This is a genomic window from Bacillus sp. H1a, from assembly GCF_000633475.1.
Taxonomy (GTDB): Bacteria; Bacillota; Bacilli; order Bacillales; family Bacillaceae_G; genus Bacillus_A; species Bacillus_A paramycoides.
Window position 1 is genome coordinate 1 of the sequence record NZ_AYMH01000038.1, and the last position, 13,725, is coordinate 13,725.

Sequence of the window (13,725 nt, forward strand, 5' to 3'; positions counted from 1 at the left end):
CACAAAGGATTATTTTGTTAAGTCTTGCTCCATCCATTTTTTTATACGTCTTTCCGCTAGACACATTTGTCCAGAAAACCCTATATTATTGAACATGGTTATCGACTATCAACTTACAATTTTTCACTTTCAGTGATGCAACCCCTATAATGGAAATATACTTTTTTCAAAGGAGGAATCTAATGTATATATCAAACAGAATTGGCTTATTTAGTTGGATTACAACTTGTCTATACTTTTTAATTGAACCTTTCTTTATTTTCACTTCTACAGCACCTTACAACTATTTGCATCATGCAATGAGTGATCTAGGAGTAACAACCTGTGGAGAATTCACCTACGAACTAGCTCCTTATGAAATATGCTCCCCTAATCATTTTTGGATGAATTTACTTTTTATTATTAATGGATTAACATTTTGTATTGGAGTACTATATATTTCACAACATCTAGAAAAAACAAGAATTAATAAAATAGCAACATTTTTTATACTTATACTGGGAGTCTCCAATATAGTTTCAGGATTAATTCCTGCAGATGTAAACCTAATTGGGCATTCTATTCTAGTTTGGATAGGTATGCTTACTGTATTTCCAGGACTATTTATTTTTGCTAGGAATCTTAAAAAAGCTAGAAAATGGACATATTTCTGTTTACTAAGCTTAATAGTAATAACAATCCTTATCTCACTTGTTTTTCTTTTTCCCTTACCTTCAGGTCTACTACAAAGACTTTTTTATTTGGTTCTTTTCGTTTGGGGAACTGTATCAACCTACAAATTAATAAAATAAAGAATTTCTGTTCAAAACATAAAATTGTGTCTAAACGTGCAATTTTATGTTTTCGATATGGTGACACATATCTTCTTGTCCGATAGTTGGCTCATCTCTCATCCCTCCTCATAATATTTAATCTGCTGCACATGCTAGAACTGCATCATGATCTTTCAACTAGCAACATATTTTTACCACTCTCTAAGGCCGAGCAGTTAGCTTCTGCTAGCTGCTCTTTTATTTCGTTCCCATTCTTGTTTCTTGAAGAATTCTTTAACTGCGTTTTCCCAATAAGTACACATATCCATTCCCCTTTTCTACAAAATGAAATTTTTATTACATTTTTTAACTTAAATATCCTTCTCATCAATGTATGAAGAAGAATATTACTTCTTCTTTAAGCATCTTTATGAACAAAATTTATAACCTTTACTCCACTTGGATCTATATTAAAAGTAATAGTTTCAATGCCATTCGGAGGGTTATGAGCCCCTATATAAGTTTTATATTGAACTGTAACAATAAAATTAAAGTTTTCTTTTGGGAACCGTTCAATTTTTATAATTTTTGTGTCCGTTAAACTATACTGATAATCTGGTCCAAGCTTCCTTCTGATAACTTGACTTGCATATGGTGCTAATAAAGTATTATAAGAATCATAAAACTCTTGATCATTAATATTAACCGCTTTGGTATCTAACGGATTTAAAAATGAAACTGCCATTATAATTCCAAAAAACAAACTAATCACTTTACTTTTCAACATATACTCATCCTTTATTAATTTAGATATCCGTTAACCTCCCCAGCATAAGAGATGACTATTTTTCACCCTTATTTAACTTCTTTTTATTCAAATAACTATTTTATTAAAAATCTTTAATGAGCTAATCCTTACAGTTTTGTAAGACTAATGTCACTAAAATCAATTTTTTCACTATAAACTCTTTACTATAATTCCCCTTATACACAAACAAGAATTGTTAAGAAATAACTAAGAATTAATTAAGAAACTGTTAAGCCTCAGTTAAAAAAATTTTCACATAATAAAGTTATAGACACACAATAAGGAGCGATTTAAAAATGTCTTTTTCTCAATTAAATATTGATGCTTTTCGAGCTATCAATGACTTAGGGAAGCAATATTCATCCCTAAACTCAACTATGGTATTTTTGGCGGAATATATGGTGTATTTTTTAGGTTTAATTATTATGGTTTATTGGTTTACTCAATCTAGAAAAAACAAAATGATGATTATTCAAGCAATGGTTGCTTTCGTAACTGCTGAAATAATTGGAAAATTAGTAAGGCATTTGCATTTGAATTATCAACCATTTGCAGTATTACCTAATGTTAATAAACTTGTCGATCATGCAGTAGATAATTCATTTCCTAGCGACCATACGATTCTATTTTTTTCAATTTGTTTTTCATTTTGGCTTGTTCGTAAAAAGACTGGGTGGTTATGGCTTGTACTTGCATTTTGTGTAGCTATTTCTCGTATCTGGGTAGGAGTTCATTATCCTTTCGATGTCGTAACAGGGGCTCTAATAGGAATTATTTCAGCACTATTTTCGTATTGGTTAACACCGAAAATTACATTTATCAAACACTTACTTAATCTTTATGAAAAAATAGAGCAAAATGTAATACCATCCAAAAACAAATCGAACAACTTTTGATTATGGAACACACTAAAAAGATTACATATATTATTGAGTATTCTTTTTCAATATTGTCTAGGTCATTGAGCGCTTTAAAAAGCGCTCTTTATTATTAAATAACGATTTTATTTGACTTTAGTTCTTACATAAGACCGACTAGACACTAACATTTTTATGTAGTACAATTCCTATCAGAAAAATGTTAGGAGATTTATTTATGACTTTTGAAGATAATCGTAAATTAGGAATTCAACAAGGATGTATAGTAATAACAGATCAATCACAATATCTTGTTGTTAAAAAGAATGAAAATTATTCTTTATTAAACATCGCAACTGCGGAATGCATAAACTTTGAAGTTTCACTTGAACATCTTGAAGAAATGGCCCAAGTAGATTTAAAAGAAAAAATTCAAGATATCATTCCACCAGAGAATATTAAAATCGTAGCTCAAAACAGAATATAAGATGTTTTTTCTAAGAGCACTTGCGATGGTGCTCTTTTCTCATGAACAGTTTCAAATAACGCTTTTGTTTAATTTTCTATGCTGAGTTCAATTTTTCTTGTGAACGAATGTCTCCATCCGTTCTTTATAAATTCATCATATGTTGCTTCCCAATCCGTTTCTGTTTCAGCAATAATATATGATTCGATTCTACAAGAATCCGCCAGTCTCACTAATACATGTAGATTTGTATCCATTTCTACCGTCCCTTTCTGTACAAAATTCAAATTTGATACTACTTTATTCCCGTTGATCCAAAACCACCTATGCCGCGCTCACTATCCGATAGCTCGTCCACTTCCACAAAGTTTGCTGTTTCCACTGGCGCTATGACGCCTTGTGCAATGCGTGTTCCTCGCTGAATAACATCTGCTGCTTCTGATCTAAGCACAGAAGGTTTTGCAGTATTATCCACGATGACTCCAACCTCTCCCCTAAAACCACTGTCAACCGTTCCAAGGATTACACGTAACTTTTTATCACACGTCATACCGCTACGCGGTCTCACTTGTAGTTCGTATCCTGGTGGAATCTCAAAAGCTAATCCAGTTGGCACGACCTTAGTTTCGCCCGGCCATATAAGTGTCTTCTCCGCTGCTACAAGATCAAAACCACTATCACCTGGCTTTGCATATCGTGGTAATTCCACTGATTCATTCAATCGCTTAATCTTCACTCGTAAATTCATTCATACCCGCTCCCTATAAATAACTCTTCAATTCTTCTTTCCGATTCTTCAGCTCTCCCAAAGTTTTCTTCGTCTTCTGCCTTTCGCCATCCATCATGACTAGGTGGTATTCCAGATTACGAATATCACTTTCTATAGCTTTGAGTTCACTTTGCACCTGCACCGCAGTTTCTTTTTTCATTACTCTTCATCTCCTTTCAATAATTGCCTTAGCTCCCCGCATGCCCCTTCGTATAGCTCCCTGTCACCTGGCAATTTAAAGAAATGCCTATCAATCAATTGTTCTATTAACCTATCTTTCTCGCTCATGTTACCTCCTAGCTGATTTGTTTCTTCTTATACTTACGTGGTAGCTTCGAAGACGAGAAGGAAGATGCATAACTAGAGTTACTATTTAATGATGTCCAAAGGGCTTATGAGGAGCTTGATGGACGTCAACAAGGGCGTTTTGCGAAGCAAGTTTCATTGTACGTGAAAATGTTGCAAAACAACAAAGACATACTGTGATTTGATTTCATCATAAAAGAAACCATTTTCACTTGCTAGAGGTCAAGTTTTAAAAAAATTAACCAGTGAGGGCTCCGGCTCTCTTTTTTTATTTGCCGTCGACATAATATGACAATATACGAATTAACAGTTTGCTATTATTATCTAGAAATCTTACATTTATCTACAAATTATTATTGTTTTTTTAATTTTTTAAATGTAAAATATTTCAATGTAAATACATACCATTTAGGGAGATGGAGAAAATTATGAAAAAATTATTAGCTTCAGCAACAGCGGTAACATTATTAACAGTGGGGTACAGTTCTGCTGCATTTGCAGCCAAGAGTCCTAATGATACAAAAAACTGTGAACATTTTAAAAGCCAACAAGACGCTCAAGCATTCTGGGATCAAAACGGATATGGTGTTGGAAATGATCCACATCGTTTAGACAATGATAAAGATGGCATTCCATGTGAAGATTATAAATATCCAAAGAACACAAATACTACAACCGAAAGTAAAGAAACTACTAAACCTCAAGAACAAACTAAACAAGAAAATACTAAGCAGGAAAACACTAAACAAGAGAATTCAAAACAAAACAACCAAACAACAAATACTAAGCCTCAAACAACTGTAAAAGAAACAAAGAAAAATACTAATACAGTTGTGAAAAAAGAAACTAAAAAACAAGGTGAAAAATTACCTAATACAGCATCAAACGGTGTTACAATGATGTTAGCAAGCTTAGGCTTAGCATTAGCTGGATCTGTATTAATGTTCCGTCGCAAAAAGACAAACGCATAAAATAGTTCCTTAAAACGGCAGGAGAAATCCTGTCGTTTTCAAATGGAGTGATAAAAATGAATAAAAAACAATGGATAGGCTTATTTTTAATTGTTATTGGACTTACTATCTTTTCCTATTATTTTCTAGAATGGTATGGTGCTAGACAATCAGCAGAATCGCTAACGACTAACGAGGCAAAACACTATGAGACCTCCACACCTTCTAAAGAAAATGAAACAACAAACATCAATCAAACAGAGACAGAAACAGAAACAAAGACTGAGACTTCATTACAACCTGAAGAACCTGTACAAATTCCCGCATCAAAGGTAAACCATCAATTAGGAGATAAAGTGGCATATTTAATTATCCCTAAAATACAAAAGAAATACTCTGTATATTGGGGAGCTGACGATAAAGTACTGAAAAAAGGTGTAGGTATGTTTGTTAGTGACTTAACTACTACACCATCTGGAAATGGTCATACAGTACTAAGTGGACATAGAGATACTGTTTTTACCGAGCTTGGTCAACTAAAGGAAAACGACCAACTTATCGTGGAATATGAAAATAAAACATATACATATAGAATTAACAAGCATTGGATAACGGATTCAGAAGATCGAACAGTTATTGTAGACAAAAGTGAGCCAACATTAACATTAACAACTTGTTATCCTTTTGACTATATAGGAGACGCTCCAGATCGATACATAATTGAATCATCTCTACTCTCCACTCGTTGAAGATGGGAGCTTCGGCTCTCTTTTTTTATTTGTATTCGACAAAATATGACAAGACAGTTGTAACTGGATTTGTTATGATTTCTATAAATCTTACAACTTGAATGTACGGAGGAAAGAAAAAATGAAACGAAAATTACTTACAGCATTAACTTGTAGCGCATTACTTATGGGGATGGCTGCTTGTAGTTCGAATGAAAAAACCGCAAGTGAATCGAAACCGAAACAAGAAGCGAAAAAGCCTGAACCAATTACTACAACATCACTTATTAATGAGTTTAAGAAAGCTGGGCTAGAAGCTGAAAATGCTACGGATCTACCACAAAAAGAATTTGGAAACATGCGTAAAGATGGGAAACGTATCTTAGTTCCCGCACTTGGTCAGGATAATGGTGGCCGTTTATTTGAATTTAGTAAGAAAGAAGATTTAGAAAAAGCTAAGAAGTACTATGATGATTTGAGTAACTCAAATCCAATACTTTTCTCACATACATACGCTAAAGGGAATTTCCTTTTACAAATGAATGGTGATATGAAAGATGAAGAGTTTAATAAATATAAAGAGGTTATGGATAAGGTAGTGAAGTAAATAAAGTCGTTTAAAACATAATAAAGTTGTTTTAAACGACTTTATTATGTTATTCAACAATTGGGTCAGATTGTGAAATAAGAAAGGACTGTTGAGGATCATTCTTGAATTTGTAAGTTATTCCTTTATAGGGAAAATCGGAGTTAAGATTACAAGGTAGAATCATGAAAGGGGTATTCTTGTATGTTACCAATGGATAAACCTGGACAAATTGTTATTATGAACGGCACTCCTAGATCTGGGAAATCCAGCATCGCCACTGTAATCCAGAGTACGTTTAAAGGTGTGTGGATGAACTTAGGAGTAGATCGGTTCATGCAAATGACCCCAGAACGCTATCAGCCAGGTATTGGGTTACGTCCTGGTGGCGAGCGACCCGATATTGAGCCCTTGGTTATACTTATATATAAAGCCATGTATGAGTCTATTGCTGCACACAGTCGTTTAGGGATAAACGTCGTAGTTGATGTCGGTCATCATGACAATTATTCCGTCCCACGGGGAATTCTGCCCGAATGTGCACGGATACTAAAGGGACTGCCAGTTATGTTTGTAGGGGTACATTGTCCAATTGAAATTATTATGAAACGACGGATAGAAACATGGAAAGTTGGTTACTCAGAAGATGGTTCGATCCCATTACCAGTAAAACTATGGCAAGAGTCCGTCCATGAGCCCGGTATTTATGACTTAGAAATCGATACTTCAGTACTAAACCCTGAAGAGTGTGCTAATTTAATTCGCTTGAGGCTCGAAAATGGTCCAACCCCGACAGCATTTCAATTAATTGAACACATGGGAACTGGCTAATGCTTTGTTATGGCACGGATTACAGTATAAACCGCGGTTTTTCTATGAATCAGGTGATTATTTCACTCTGATATTGTAGATCAATCTTCCATTAAAGGGCGCTATTGTTGAATAAACCTTAGATTTTTAAACGACTTTATTGTTATATTTTTGAGTACAGTGAAGTATCTTATATCAAAATTAAACAACTATATTTTAACCCCGTCTTAAATTTAGAACGGGATTATGCTTGTTTTTGGTGTAAAAATATAATAGCTTTATTGTCTATTTTTCTTAAGTTGATGGGTATGCATGATGCCCCCTCATGCCTCCTTACAGGGAGAATGATACGGCATTTTTTATTTACCTAATTACCGAGCTCTCACATGTTTTAACTAGTTACCTATTCCCTAATCACGGAGTATGTTTATTTCTCTAAATCACTGTCCATAATAATAAATAAAGACAAACCCTTTACCCTTAAGATACAAGCTCTTTCTCAAGAGTATCAAACTCGGTGATTAGGGTAGAGTGGTATAGAGTTTTTCTGTTCATATTACAAGTAAGGTTTGATTTTAAAACAAGCTTTATTTAAAACTAAACACAAAAAAATATGTACTATTGTCTATCTTTAGACAGTATCTTTGATAAACAATAATCTTTTTATGCAATATTGCATAAAAAAACACCTGTTACTCTTGCTATAATTTCAAGAGTAAACTGTTGCATCCAACATTTTATAATCTTCTATATTCATTAATATAGAAACCCTAATTACAGGCAAAAAGGGAAGAATATTGGTGGTTCTTCCCTTTTTGCTTATTTTTTTAACAGTCTAATGTTTTATTCTATAGTCTAAAATATTTTTATTAATGAAACCTATTAAAATTCAAAAATACATAACTTTAGTTAGCAAACGAGAATTAAATACCTCATTATTGTCTCTGTTATATTTAAAAGTTTCTGCTCTAATACAATAAGAAAAGCAAATAGAACTTGTAGGAATCACTACAAGTTCATTTTCAAATAATGTATAAAAGGTGAATTAAACTATCTCATTACTCGTAACGGGGAAACCATTTTACATATGGCTTGATTTCATTATATAACAAATATTAATATATAGAGGCTTAATATTTGAAAATTATGTTAATTCATAAATGAAAGTCCGTCTTTCTTCCCTAAAAATCCCACTATTTATTTCGTATAAACTACTTTAAATTAACATCTATATCATAATAAATTATCAGAAATATAGATATATGTAAATACAGAAGAATGTAAGTGGTTAGTTTTAAAGGACTTAGAAGTTCTCAAATACACTTATCAGAATTGAATTATAGTACTTTAAACAAACGAAAAAGAATTCCACTAGGAATAGCAATTAAAAAAGCACTCATTCGAGTGCTTTTTTATTGAACAGTAATACTTTAATACTCTATAATTAACTTTGGGGAAGGTAATGTGAGAGTATTAGACTTAGTCTTAGCATTATCTTTTATTTGATAAACCATGAAATTGAATAATTTTGTGGTTTATTTTTTATAAATCCACAAGTTTTAAACTATTTTTCATAAACGTAATCATGAAATTAACATCGGATTACAGTTCCAGAATAGAGAGTCAGGAAATGGTCACCAATATCAATTATAGTTGTTGCTTGTATATAACCTTTAAAACCATTTGATGAATAATAAATTTCTTTTGGAATACTATCTTTAACCTGATAACTTGTTTTTGAGTACTTCACATAATGGCTTGTGATTACTTTTGATTCAGGGACAATATTAGCTCTTTGTTCAAAAGTATTTGCGATAGTAGAAGATGAATTAAATTCAACATTTTTCTGAGAAATACGATCCAAACTTTCAGCTTTTACACCTTCCGTTTGAGAAAAGGCACCTAAACTACCTACTCCTATTAATGTAGCAAGTGTAAACTTTGAAACCCCTGTGAATTTCCCCATTTTATAAGCCTCCTTTAAATTTTTTATAAGATAGATCCTTACACTTCACAGTCTATATCTAACAAATAGACTGTGTACATACATATCATTAGACAAAATTCTACACTATGCTCTATTTTTTTTAGATTATGTATAATAATCCGTTGTTCAAAAAGTTGTCACAAATAAAAAGTGATAATGATAACAAAGAAATGAATAGTATATGCGTTGCTTGTATTATTATTAATTATCTTAATATTCTTTAATAATTAGATAAAATCTATATGGGGTACCGCCACACCACCATCAACTTAATATATTTTGAAGTATCCCCAAAACGATAAAAATGAACTTCTTTCGATAAATGACACAAATTTTTCGTTTTGGGGGCATTATAAAATTTAAATTTGATAGCAATGTGGCGGTACCCCTGATTACTTCATGAAGTTATAAAATTAGGACCGTACATATTAGACATATCTAAAATGTACGGTCCTTTTGCAATTTGAATTTCTTTTTAAGCTTCTTATATTTTCTATATGAACGTCTAACAATGTTTAACATGAAATACGGTATTTTAACAGGGAAAGGCAATTTATAAATGAAAGGCAAGTAAAATGTAAAATATGCCTTTTCTAGGTCTCTCCACTTACTATCTTCTTTTGTTTTTAAGAAATCAGATACATCGACTACATATCCCCTTCCGTTTTCCATCATCACATTTTTCCCGTGAACATCACAAGGAGTTAATCCTTGTTCCCTTGCATACTCTAAAGCTTCAGTGATATCAAGGATTACCTGCTTAGGAATTTTAATCCCCTTATGAATAGCATCATATAAGGTAATTTCTTTTAAACGTTTCAATACTATGAAATTTTCTCCTTTATATATAAGCTTCGAATAAGAAGGATGATTTCCGATTCTTCGGTATACTTCCGACTCTTTTTCAATTCCTTCTCCTTCTCGCGCATAAACTTTCACTACCCAATCTTTGTATTCTTTGTGCATAAATACTGCGGCATAATTACCTGTCCCTAAACACTTCCAAAGTCTAGGAATATCTTTAACTACTACAGGCTCGAATTCATCCTCACTTCTTATGCTTACCTCTTTTAATAACTCGTCCTTTATCAATCCCACAAAACTATTTATACTCATCATTTCCACTCCGGTTTTGCTAAAAGGGGTCCCACCCACATTTTAACGAATGTTGGTGCTACCTCAATTACTATCTTAACAAATTAAAATTTTGTCTCTCTATTCTTTTATTCTTTCCTCATACTGTTTAGCGAGCTTATAAAAAGAAGAACGCTTGATGCCATACTTTTTCATGGCTCCTACTGCTGTAATTGAACCAGATTTCCATTCCTTGTAAGCATCCGTAAATTCTTCTGTTATTTCGACAGGCGGACGTCCTAAACGTCTACCTTGTTTTCTGGCAAGAGCAATTCCTTCAGCTTGACGTTGTTTAATATCAATGTGCTCTTTTTCTGCAAAGGCAGATAATATTGTCAGTGTTGCTTTTTGAATTGCACTCTGAATAACATCATTTGTACTTTCTCCAGTGTAATTGACGTTAATGTATGGTTCCTTTATAAATTGTAAATTTACTTTATGTTTTTCGTAATATCTAAATTCTTCTAATGTATCATTCATATTTCTTCCAAGTCTTGTCAAGGAGTCAAACACAATGGTATCTCCTGTACGAACAAGACACTTTAGCATTTGGTAATTCTTTCACCCTATATTTTTCCAGATTATTTATCAATAAATATATCACGATCTTCTATTCCTAAATCCTTCATATTCTGAATTTGTCGTTCTTCGTTTTGATCTTTACTTGAAACTCGTACATAGCCAAATTTTTTATGTTTCATATGCTACACCTCATTGATAATGATAACAATTATATCTGTAAAGATATATAAAATAAACGGATATTTATAGACGTGGTTTTTTATAGTTTCCTATGTATCTGTAAAGGTATACTTTTACAGATGGATGTAAAAAGACAATAAAGCTATTTAATTTTAAAACCTAAAACAAGCATAACCCCGTTCTAAATTTAGGACGGGGTTAAAATATAGTTGTTTAATTTTCGATATAAGATACTTCACTGTACTCAAAAATATAACAATAAAGTCGTTTAAAAATCTAAGGTTTATTCAACAATAGAGCCCTTTAGTTGAGGAGGGGGTGGTTATAAGGACTAACTACTTAGCCGTCGTCCCATGAACTCTTTTTATTGTTTCATCCTTTTCATTTTCATTCAAATATTCGAAAAAACCTAAGCGATTCCCCCATGGGTCTGTAAAGCTTCCCCATTTTACGGGAACCTCTTCTCTTGAATATATTTCAAAAGGCTCAATATTTAATTCCTTTATCATTCTATCCCTTTCAGCCTCTATATCCATCACACCCATGCGTATAGGACCGCTACCTTCTGTTGGCGTTCCCTCGGCTACCTGTAACCAACTCCCGGGTACGAGTTCAAACTCAATAAATCCTTCATGAGGTACAAAATCAGGCTCTTTATTCAGTAGTGACTTGTACCATTCCTTTCCCTTTTCAAAGTCTGAAACACGAACTTGCACAGTCGTTTCAATAATCACCATAACCCCTCCATTTTTTAAACATCGACCTTGATCTACTTCAACACAATTGTATACATTCCTTCTTTCTGATATTCAACAAAATGGTCCGGTTGTTGAATATCATGACCGGTGTTTTTTAAACAACTTTATTATCACTGTACACTACGAGACGATTGAACAGGCATAAACTTACATAAAGTGGAAATGATATCAGAGGACGTAGAAATTATTTAATTACAGAGGAGAGCTGAAGATGACTAATAATAAATCAAATGATTCAAAAGAAGAATTAGCAATCCCAAAAACTCCAGACACGGATGAATTGATTAATATAGAAAATGCTAGAGAAGGTGTTCAAGTTACAATTCCCGCCTATGACAACATGCGAGAAGGAGATGAAATTCAAATTTACTGGGGCGATGAATGGAATATAGAAGAAGGAGAAGAGAACGAAAGGGAAAAGAAAAATCAAGAATAAAATACCCTTGTTTATTTTTTATGCTATTACGTGTGATTAACCTGTCTTTCTCGTTTAAATTAACGCTTTTGCACAGTTTTGATTAACTAGCATCCATTCTGTTGCTTTTTATTTTACAAAGAAAAAAGCCCTGAATAGGGCTAAATGATTTTCTTCATACCGCATTGACGACATTCTCTTAAGAAGATGAAATCTTTAGCGGAACTTTTGAATGAGCTATTGCCGCAATTATCACAGCGACCACTAATTTTATTATCAAGACCTAAGATGAAAAAAGTTAGATAAATTAACGGACATTACATATTTTATATGACTAATATGTAATGTCCGTTCTTATTTAACTAGAGCACCCGTTACTTTAAGTACATTTATTCACAATTCTCTTCTTTTAAACAAATTTCGATGAATGCAAAAATATTCTTTGCCTTAATAGCACGCCTTCCCCAGTCATGGTAAAAGTATAAAACTTGTCCTGAAACCCCAACTTCAGATGGATCTGTATCAATGCAAAGGTAATCTCCGCCACCATTTTCCGCAATTGGAATCCACTTAGAATTCCAAAGAGCTGGTTTAAGCTCTTTTTCAATATCTGGCTCTAAATCATCATCAGGATCGAATTCTTCCTGTAAAAATTTCCAATTATCGATAATTTCAGAAGTAGGGGACAGAGTCAAATTCCTTACAAATGGATTCACCTCGGGTTCCCAAGTTTGTCCGTTATACACTCTGTAAAAGCTCTTCATTTCTTCAGGGAGTGTAACCCCCAGTGTATCCTCAATAAGTTGAAACTCTTCATCACTTGCACCTGGCTGAAGATTTAATGATTCTTTAAAGTTACCTTCAGAATTTGATCCTCTTTCGATAATACGTTGCCACAACCATTCAGCTTGATTTATCATGCTATTTATCCTCCTCTTACGTCTCAAACATAATACCTTCACTACAGGATTGTTTAGTAAATTTTAATCTTATTCAAAATCAAATTCTCATTTCTTCTTACACAAATAAATTTTACCATAAAGATCTATTGTTCTTGTTCAACTATCCTATGTTGTTGTAGTAATAAATGATAAGCTTGTTCGCTAGTCGAATAGGAAAGGAGAACACAGTTCTCTTTATACTTCATATTTGTTTATATACATCCCCATATGCCACCTTCAATTGTTCTCGAAGTTGCTTGTTTTCCTCTTCCACCCTCTTGATTCTTCGCTTCAACGATTCAATGATGGCATCTTTGTTACTGTCATTTATTTTCCGCTTAATTTGTTTCGAAGTTGTTGCTGGCGTAATGATTCCTGAATATTAAATACATATTGAACTATATTTTCAATATCTGTATAACTAATCTAATATGTATAAGAAAAGAGGATATATGCTCATATGTTGAACATAATATCCTCTTATTAGTTTAGTCTATTTAAGAAAATTTCTACCCTGTCTCTTTTTATTATAGATATTAAAAATGACTACAATATACCCAATGTGATTATAGGGGTAGCGTCTATAGTTTCTGTTTTATTGAATAAAGGATTAATTTTCAATCCAATCTTCTGCTAACATTCCATAAACAATGTGATCAACATAATGGTCATAGATTTTATTAAAAGTCAATATATTTCTTTAACCCTTTAATAATACTAAGTTTTTATTTAATGTCAGACATTATAAATGGGTAA

Annotated in this window: 17 protein-coding genes and 3 pseudogenes; 9 read left to right on the forward strand and 11 right to left on the reverse strand. The window is 32.8% G+C overall.

Features of this window, described 5'->3' with window-relative positions; all coding sequences use genetic code 11:
* The first annotated feature begins 182 nt into the window (after positions 1-182).
* Entirely contained in the window at positions 183-791 is a 609-nt protein-coding gene (locus tag U860_RS0117105) for a DUF998 domain-containing protein (protein WP_025149521.1), read from the forward strand.
* Positions 792-1,170: 379 nt separating this feature from the next.
* On the opposite strand, the gene U860_RS0117115 is transcribed toward U860_RS0117105, so the two are convergent.
* A complete protein-coding gene (locus tag U860_RS0117115; RefSeq protein WP_025149522.1) occupies positions 1,171-1,539 on the reverse strand; it encodes a DUF3888 domain-containing protein in 369 nt (122 codons plus the stop codon).
* Positions 1,540-1,856: 317 nt separating this feature from the next.
* Between U860_RS0117115 and U860_RS0117120 the strand changes: the two genes are divergently transcribed.
* Positions 1,857-2,456 carry an undecaprenyl-diphosphatase gene (locus U860_RS0117120; protein WP_025149523.1) on the forward strand — a complete coding sequence of 200 codons (600 nt, stop codon included), beginning with the start codon at positions 1,857-1,859 and terminating at the stop codon, positions 2,454-2,456.
* Positions 2,457-2,655: 199 nt separating this feature from the next.
* Positions 2,656-2,904, forward strand: coding sequence for a hypothetical protein (locus tag U860_RS0117125; RefSeq protein ID WP_025149524.1), 249 nt, complete (start codon positions 2,656-2,658; stop codon positions 2,902-2,904).
* Between the two features lie 68 nt (positions 2,905-2,972).
* Here the strand turns inward: U860_RS0117125 and U860_RS35650 are convergent, their stop codons facing one another.
* Genes U860_RS35650 through fbpA form a run of 4 tightly spaced genes read right to left on the reverse strand, consistent with a single transcriptional unit; the run spans position 2,973 to position 3,940 of the window.
* On the reverse strand, positions 2,973-3,140 hold the full coding sequence (locus tag U860_RS35650; RefSeq protein ID WP_162791006.1) for a hypothetical protein: 168 nt from the start codon (positions 3,138-3,140) through the stop codon (positions 2,973-2,975).
* 38 nt (positions 3,141-3,178) lie between these two features.
* Entirely contained in the window at positions 3,179-3,631 is a 453-nt protein-coding gene (gene dut, locus U860_RS0117135; RefSeq protein ID WP_025149525.1) for a dUTP diphosphatase, read from the reverse strand.
* Positions 3,632-3,644: 13 nt separating this feature from the next.
* On the reverse strand, positions 3,645-3,812 hold the full coding sequence (locus U860_RS35950) for a hypothetical protein (RefSeq protein ID WP_205206329.1): 168 nt from the start codon (positions 3,810-3,812) through the stop codon (positions 3,645-3,647).
* Complete coding sequence (gene fbpA, locus U860_RS33570; RefSeq protein ID WP_081806773.1) at positions 3,812-3,940, reverse strand: Fur-regulated basic protein FbpA; 129 nt, start codon at positions 3,938-3,940, stop codon at positions 3,812-3,814. The genes U860_RS35950 and fbpA overlap by 1 nt, the downstream gene beginning before the upstream one ends.
* Positions 3,941-3,982: 42 nt before the next feature.
* Between fbpA and U860_RS36485 the strand changes: the two are divergent.
* The 5 genes and pseudogenes from U860_RS36485 to U860_RS0117165 all read left to right on the forward strand — a co-directional run.
* Positions 3,983-4,138 (forward strand): annotated as a pseudogene (locus U860_RS36485) (XRE family transcriptional regulator); the annotation flags it as partial.
* Positions 4,139-4,386: 248 nt separating this feature from the next.
* Positions 4,387-4,929 carry an excalibur calcium-binding domain-containing protein gene (locus tag U860_RS0117150; RefSeq protein WP_025149526.1) on the forward strand — a complete coding sequence of 181 codons (543 nt, stop codon included), beginning with the start codon at positions 4,387-4,389 and terminating at the stop codon, positions 4,927-4,929.
* Positions 4,930-4,985: 56 nt separating this feature from the next.
* Positions 4,986-5,657: a class D sortase gene (locus tag U860_RS0117155; protein ID WP_025149527.1), complete on the forward strand. Its 672-nt coding sequence runs from the start codon at positions 4,986-4,988 to the stop codon at positions 5,655-5,657.
* Positions 5,658-5,778: 121 nt separating this feature from the next.
* On the forward strand, positions 5,779-6,243 hold the full coding sequence (locus tag U860_RS0117160) for a hypothetical protein (protein WP_025149528.1): 465 nt from the start codon (positions 5,779-5,781) through the stop codon (positions 6,241-6,243).
* A gap of 183 nt (positions 6,244-6,426) precedes the next feature.
* Entirely contained in the window at positions 6,427-7,053 is a 627-nt protein-coding gene (locus U860_RS0117165) for a chloramphenicol phosphotransferase (RefSeq protein ID WP_025149529.1), read from the forward strand.
* Positions 7,054-8,623: 1,570 nt separating this feature from the next.
* Here U860_RS0117165 and U860_RS0117170 read toward each other — a convergent pair.
* The 4 genes and pseudogenes from U860_RS0117170 to U860_RS0117185 all read right to left on the reverse strand — a co-directional run bounded on the left by U860_RS0117170 (position 8,624) and on the right by U860_RS0117185 (position 11,589).
* Entirely contained in the window at positions 8,624-8,998 is a 375-nt protein-coding gene (locus U860_RS0117170) for a hypothetical protein (protein WP_025149530.1), read from the reverse strand.
* 459 nt (positions 8,999-9,457) lie between these two features.
* Entirely contained in the window at positions 9,458-10,135 is a 678-nt protein-coding gene (locus U860_RS0117175; protein ID WP_025149531.1) for a serine/threonine protein kinase, read from the reverse strand.
* 99 nt (positions 10,136-10,234) lie between these two features.
* Positions 10,235-10,854: pseudogene (locus tag U860_RS31665) on the reverse strand (recombinase family protein).
* A 336-nt stretch (positions 10,855-11,190) separates the two neighbouring features.
* Positions 11,191-11,589: a VOC family protein gene (locus tag U860_RS0117185; RefSeq protein ID WP_025149532.1), complete on the reverse strand. Its 399-nt coding sequence runs from the start codon at positions 11,587-11,589 to the stop codon at positions 11,191-11,193.
* 235 nt (positions 11,590-11,824) lie between these two features.
* On the opposite strand from U860_RS0117185, the gene U860_RS0117190 reads away from it, so the two are divergent.
* Positions 11,825-12,049, forward strand: coding sequence for a hypothetical protein (locus U860_RS0117190; protein WP_025149533.1), 225 nt, complete (start codon positions 11,825-11,827; stop codon positions 12,047-12,049).
* 368 nt (positions 12,050-12,417) lie between these two features.
* Here the strand turns inward: U860_RS0117190 and U860_RS0117195 are convergent, their stop codons facing one another.
* Together U860_RS0117195 and U860_RS36490 are read right to left on the reverse strand one after the other, a co-directional pair.
* Positions 12,418-12,948, reverse strand: a complete 531-nt coding sequence (locus U860_RS0117195; protein WP_025149534.1) for an SMI1/KNR4 family protein — start codon at positions 12,946-12,948, stop codon at positions 12,418-12,420.
* Between the two features lie 223 nt (positions 12,949-13,171).
* Positions 13,172-13,324: pseudogene (locus U860_RS36490) on the reverse strand (DUF6262 family protein); the annotation flags it as partial.
* Positions 13,325-13,725: the final 401 nt, after the last annotated feature.

What these genes read in the sequence shown, in the direction of transcription:
- U860_RS0117125 (WP_025149524.1), top strand. Translation starts at nt 2,656, where the DNA reads ATGACTTTTGAAGATAATCGTAAATTAGGAATTCAACAAGGATGTATA.
- U860_RS0117155 (WP_025149527.1), top strand. Translation starts at nt 4,986, where the DNA reads ATGAATAAAAAACAATGGATAGGCTTATTTTTAATTGTTATTGGACTT.
- U860_RS0117170 (WP_025149530.1), bottom strand. Translation starts at nt 8,998, where the DNA reads ATGGGGAAATTCACAGGGGTTTCAAAGTTTACACTTGCTACATTAATA.
- U860_RS0117150 (WP_025149526.1), top strand. Translation starts at nt 4,387, where the DNA reads ATGAAAAAATTATTAGCTTCAGCAACAGCGGTAACATTATTAACAGTG.
- U860_RS0117195 (WP_025149534.1), bottom strand. Translation starts at nt 12,948, where the DNA reads ATGATAAATCAAGCTGAATGGTTGTGGCAACGTATTATCGAAAGAGGA.
- U860_RS0117105 (WP_025149521.1), top strand. Translation starts at nt 183, where the DNA reads ATGTATATATCAAACAGAATTGGCTTATTTAGTTGGATTACAACTTGT.
- U860_RS0117190 (WP_025149533.1), top strand. Translation starts at nt 11,825, where the DNA reads ATGACTAATAATAAATCAAATGATTCAAAAGAAGAATTAGCAATCCCA.
- dut (WP_025149525.1), bottom strand. Translation starts at nt 3,631, where the DNA reads ATGAATTTACGAGTGAAGATTAAGCGATTGAATGAATCAGTGGAATTA.
- U860_RS0117115 (WP_025149522.1), bottom strand. Translation starts at nt 1,539, where the DNA reads ATGTTGAAAAGTAAAGTGATTAGTTTGTTTTTTGGAATTATAATGGCA.
- U860_RS35650 (WP_162791006.1), bottom strand. Translation starts at nt 3,140, where the DNA reads ATGGATACAAATCTACATGTATTAGTGAGACTGGCGGATTCTTGTAGA.
- fbpA (WP_081806773.1), bottom strand. Translation starts at nt 3,940, where the DNA reads ATGAGCGAGAAAGATAGGTTAATAGAACAATTGATTGATAGGCATTTC.
- U860_RS0117165 (WP_025149529.1), top strand. Translation starts at nt 6,427, where the DNA reads ATGTTACCAATGGATAAACCTGGACAAATTGTTATTATGAACGGCACT.
- U860_RS35950 (WP_205206329.1), bottom strand. Translation starts at nt 3,812, where the DNA reads ATGAAAAAAGAAACTGCGGTGCAGGTGCAAAGTGAACTCAAAGCTATA.
- U860_RS0117160 (WP_025149528.1), top strand. Translation starts at nt 5,779, where the DNA reads ATGAAACGAAAATTACTTACAGCATTAACTTGTAGCGCATTACTTATG.
- U860_RS0117175 (WP_025149531.1), bottom strand. Translation starts at nt 10,135, where the DNA reads ATGAGTATAAATAGTTTTGTGGGATTGATAAAGGACGAGTTATTAAAA.
- U860_RS0117120 (WP_025149523.1), top strand. Translation starts at nt 1,857, where the DNA reads ATGTCTTTTTCTCAATTAAATATTGATGCTTTTCGAGCTATCAATGAC.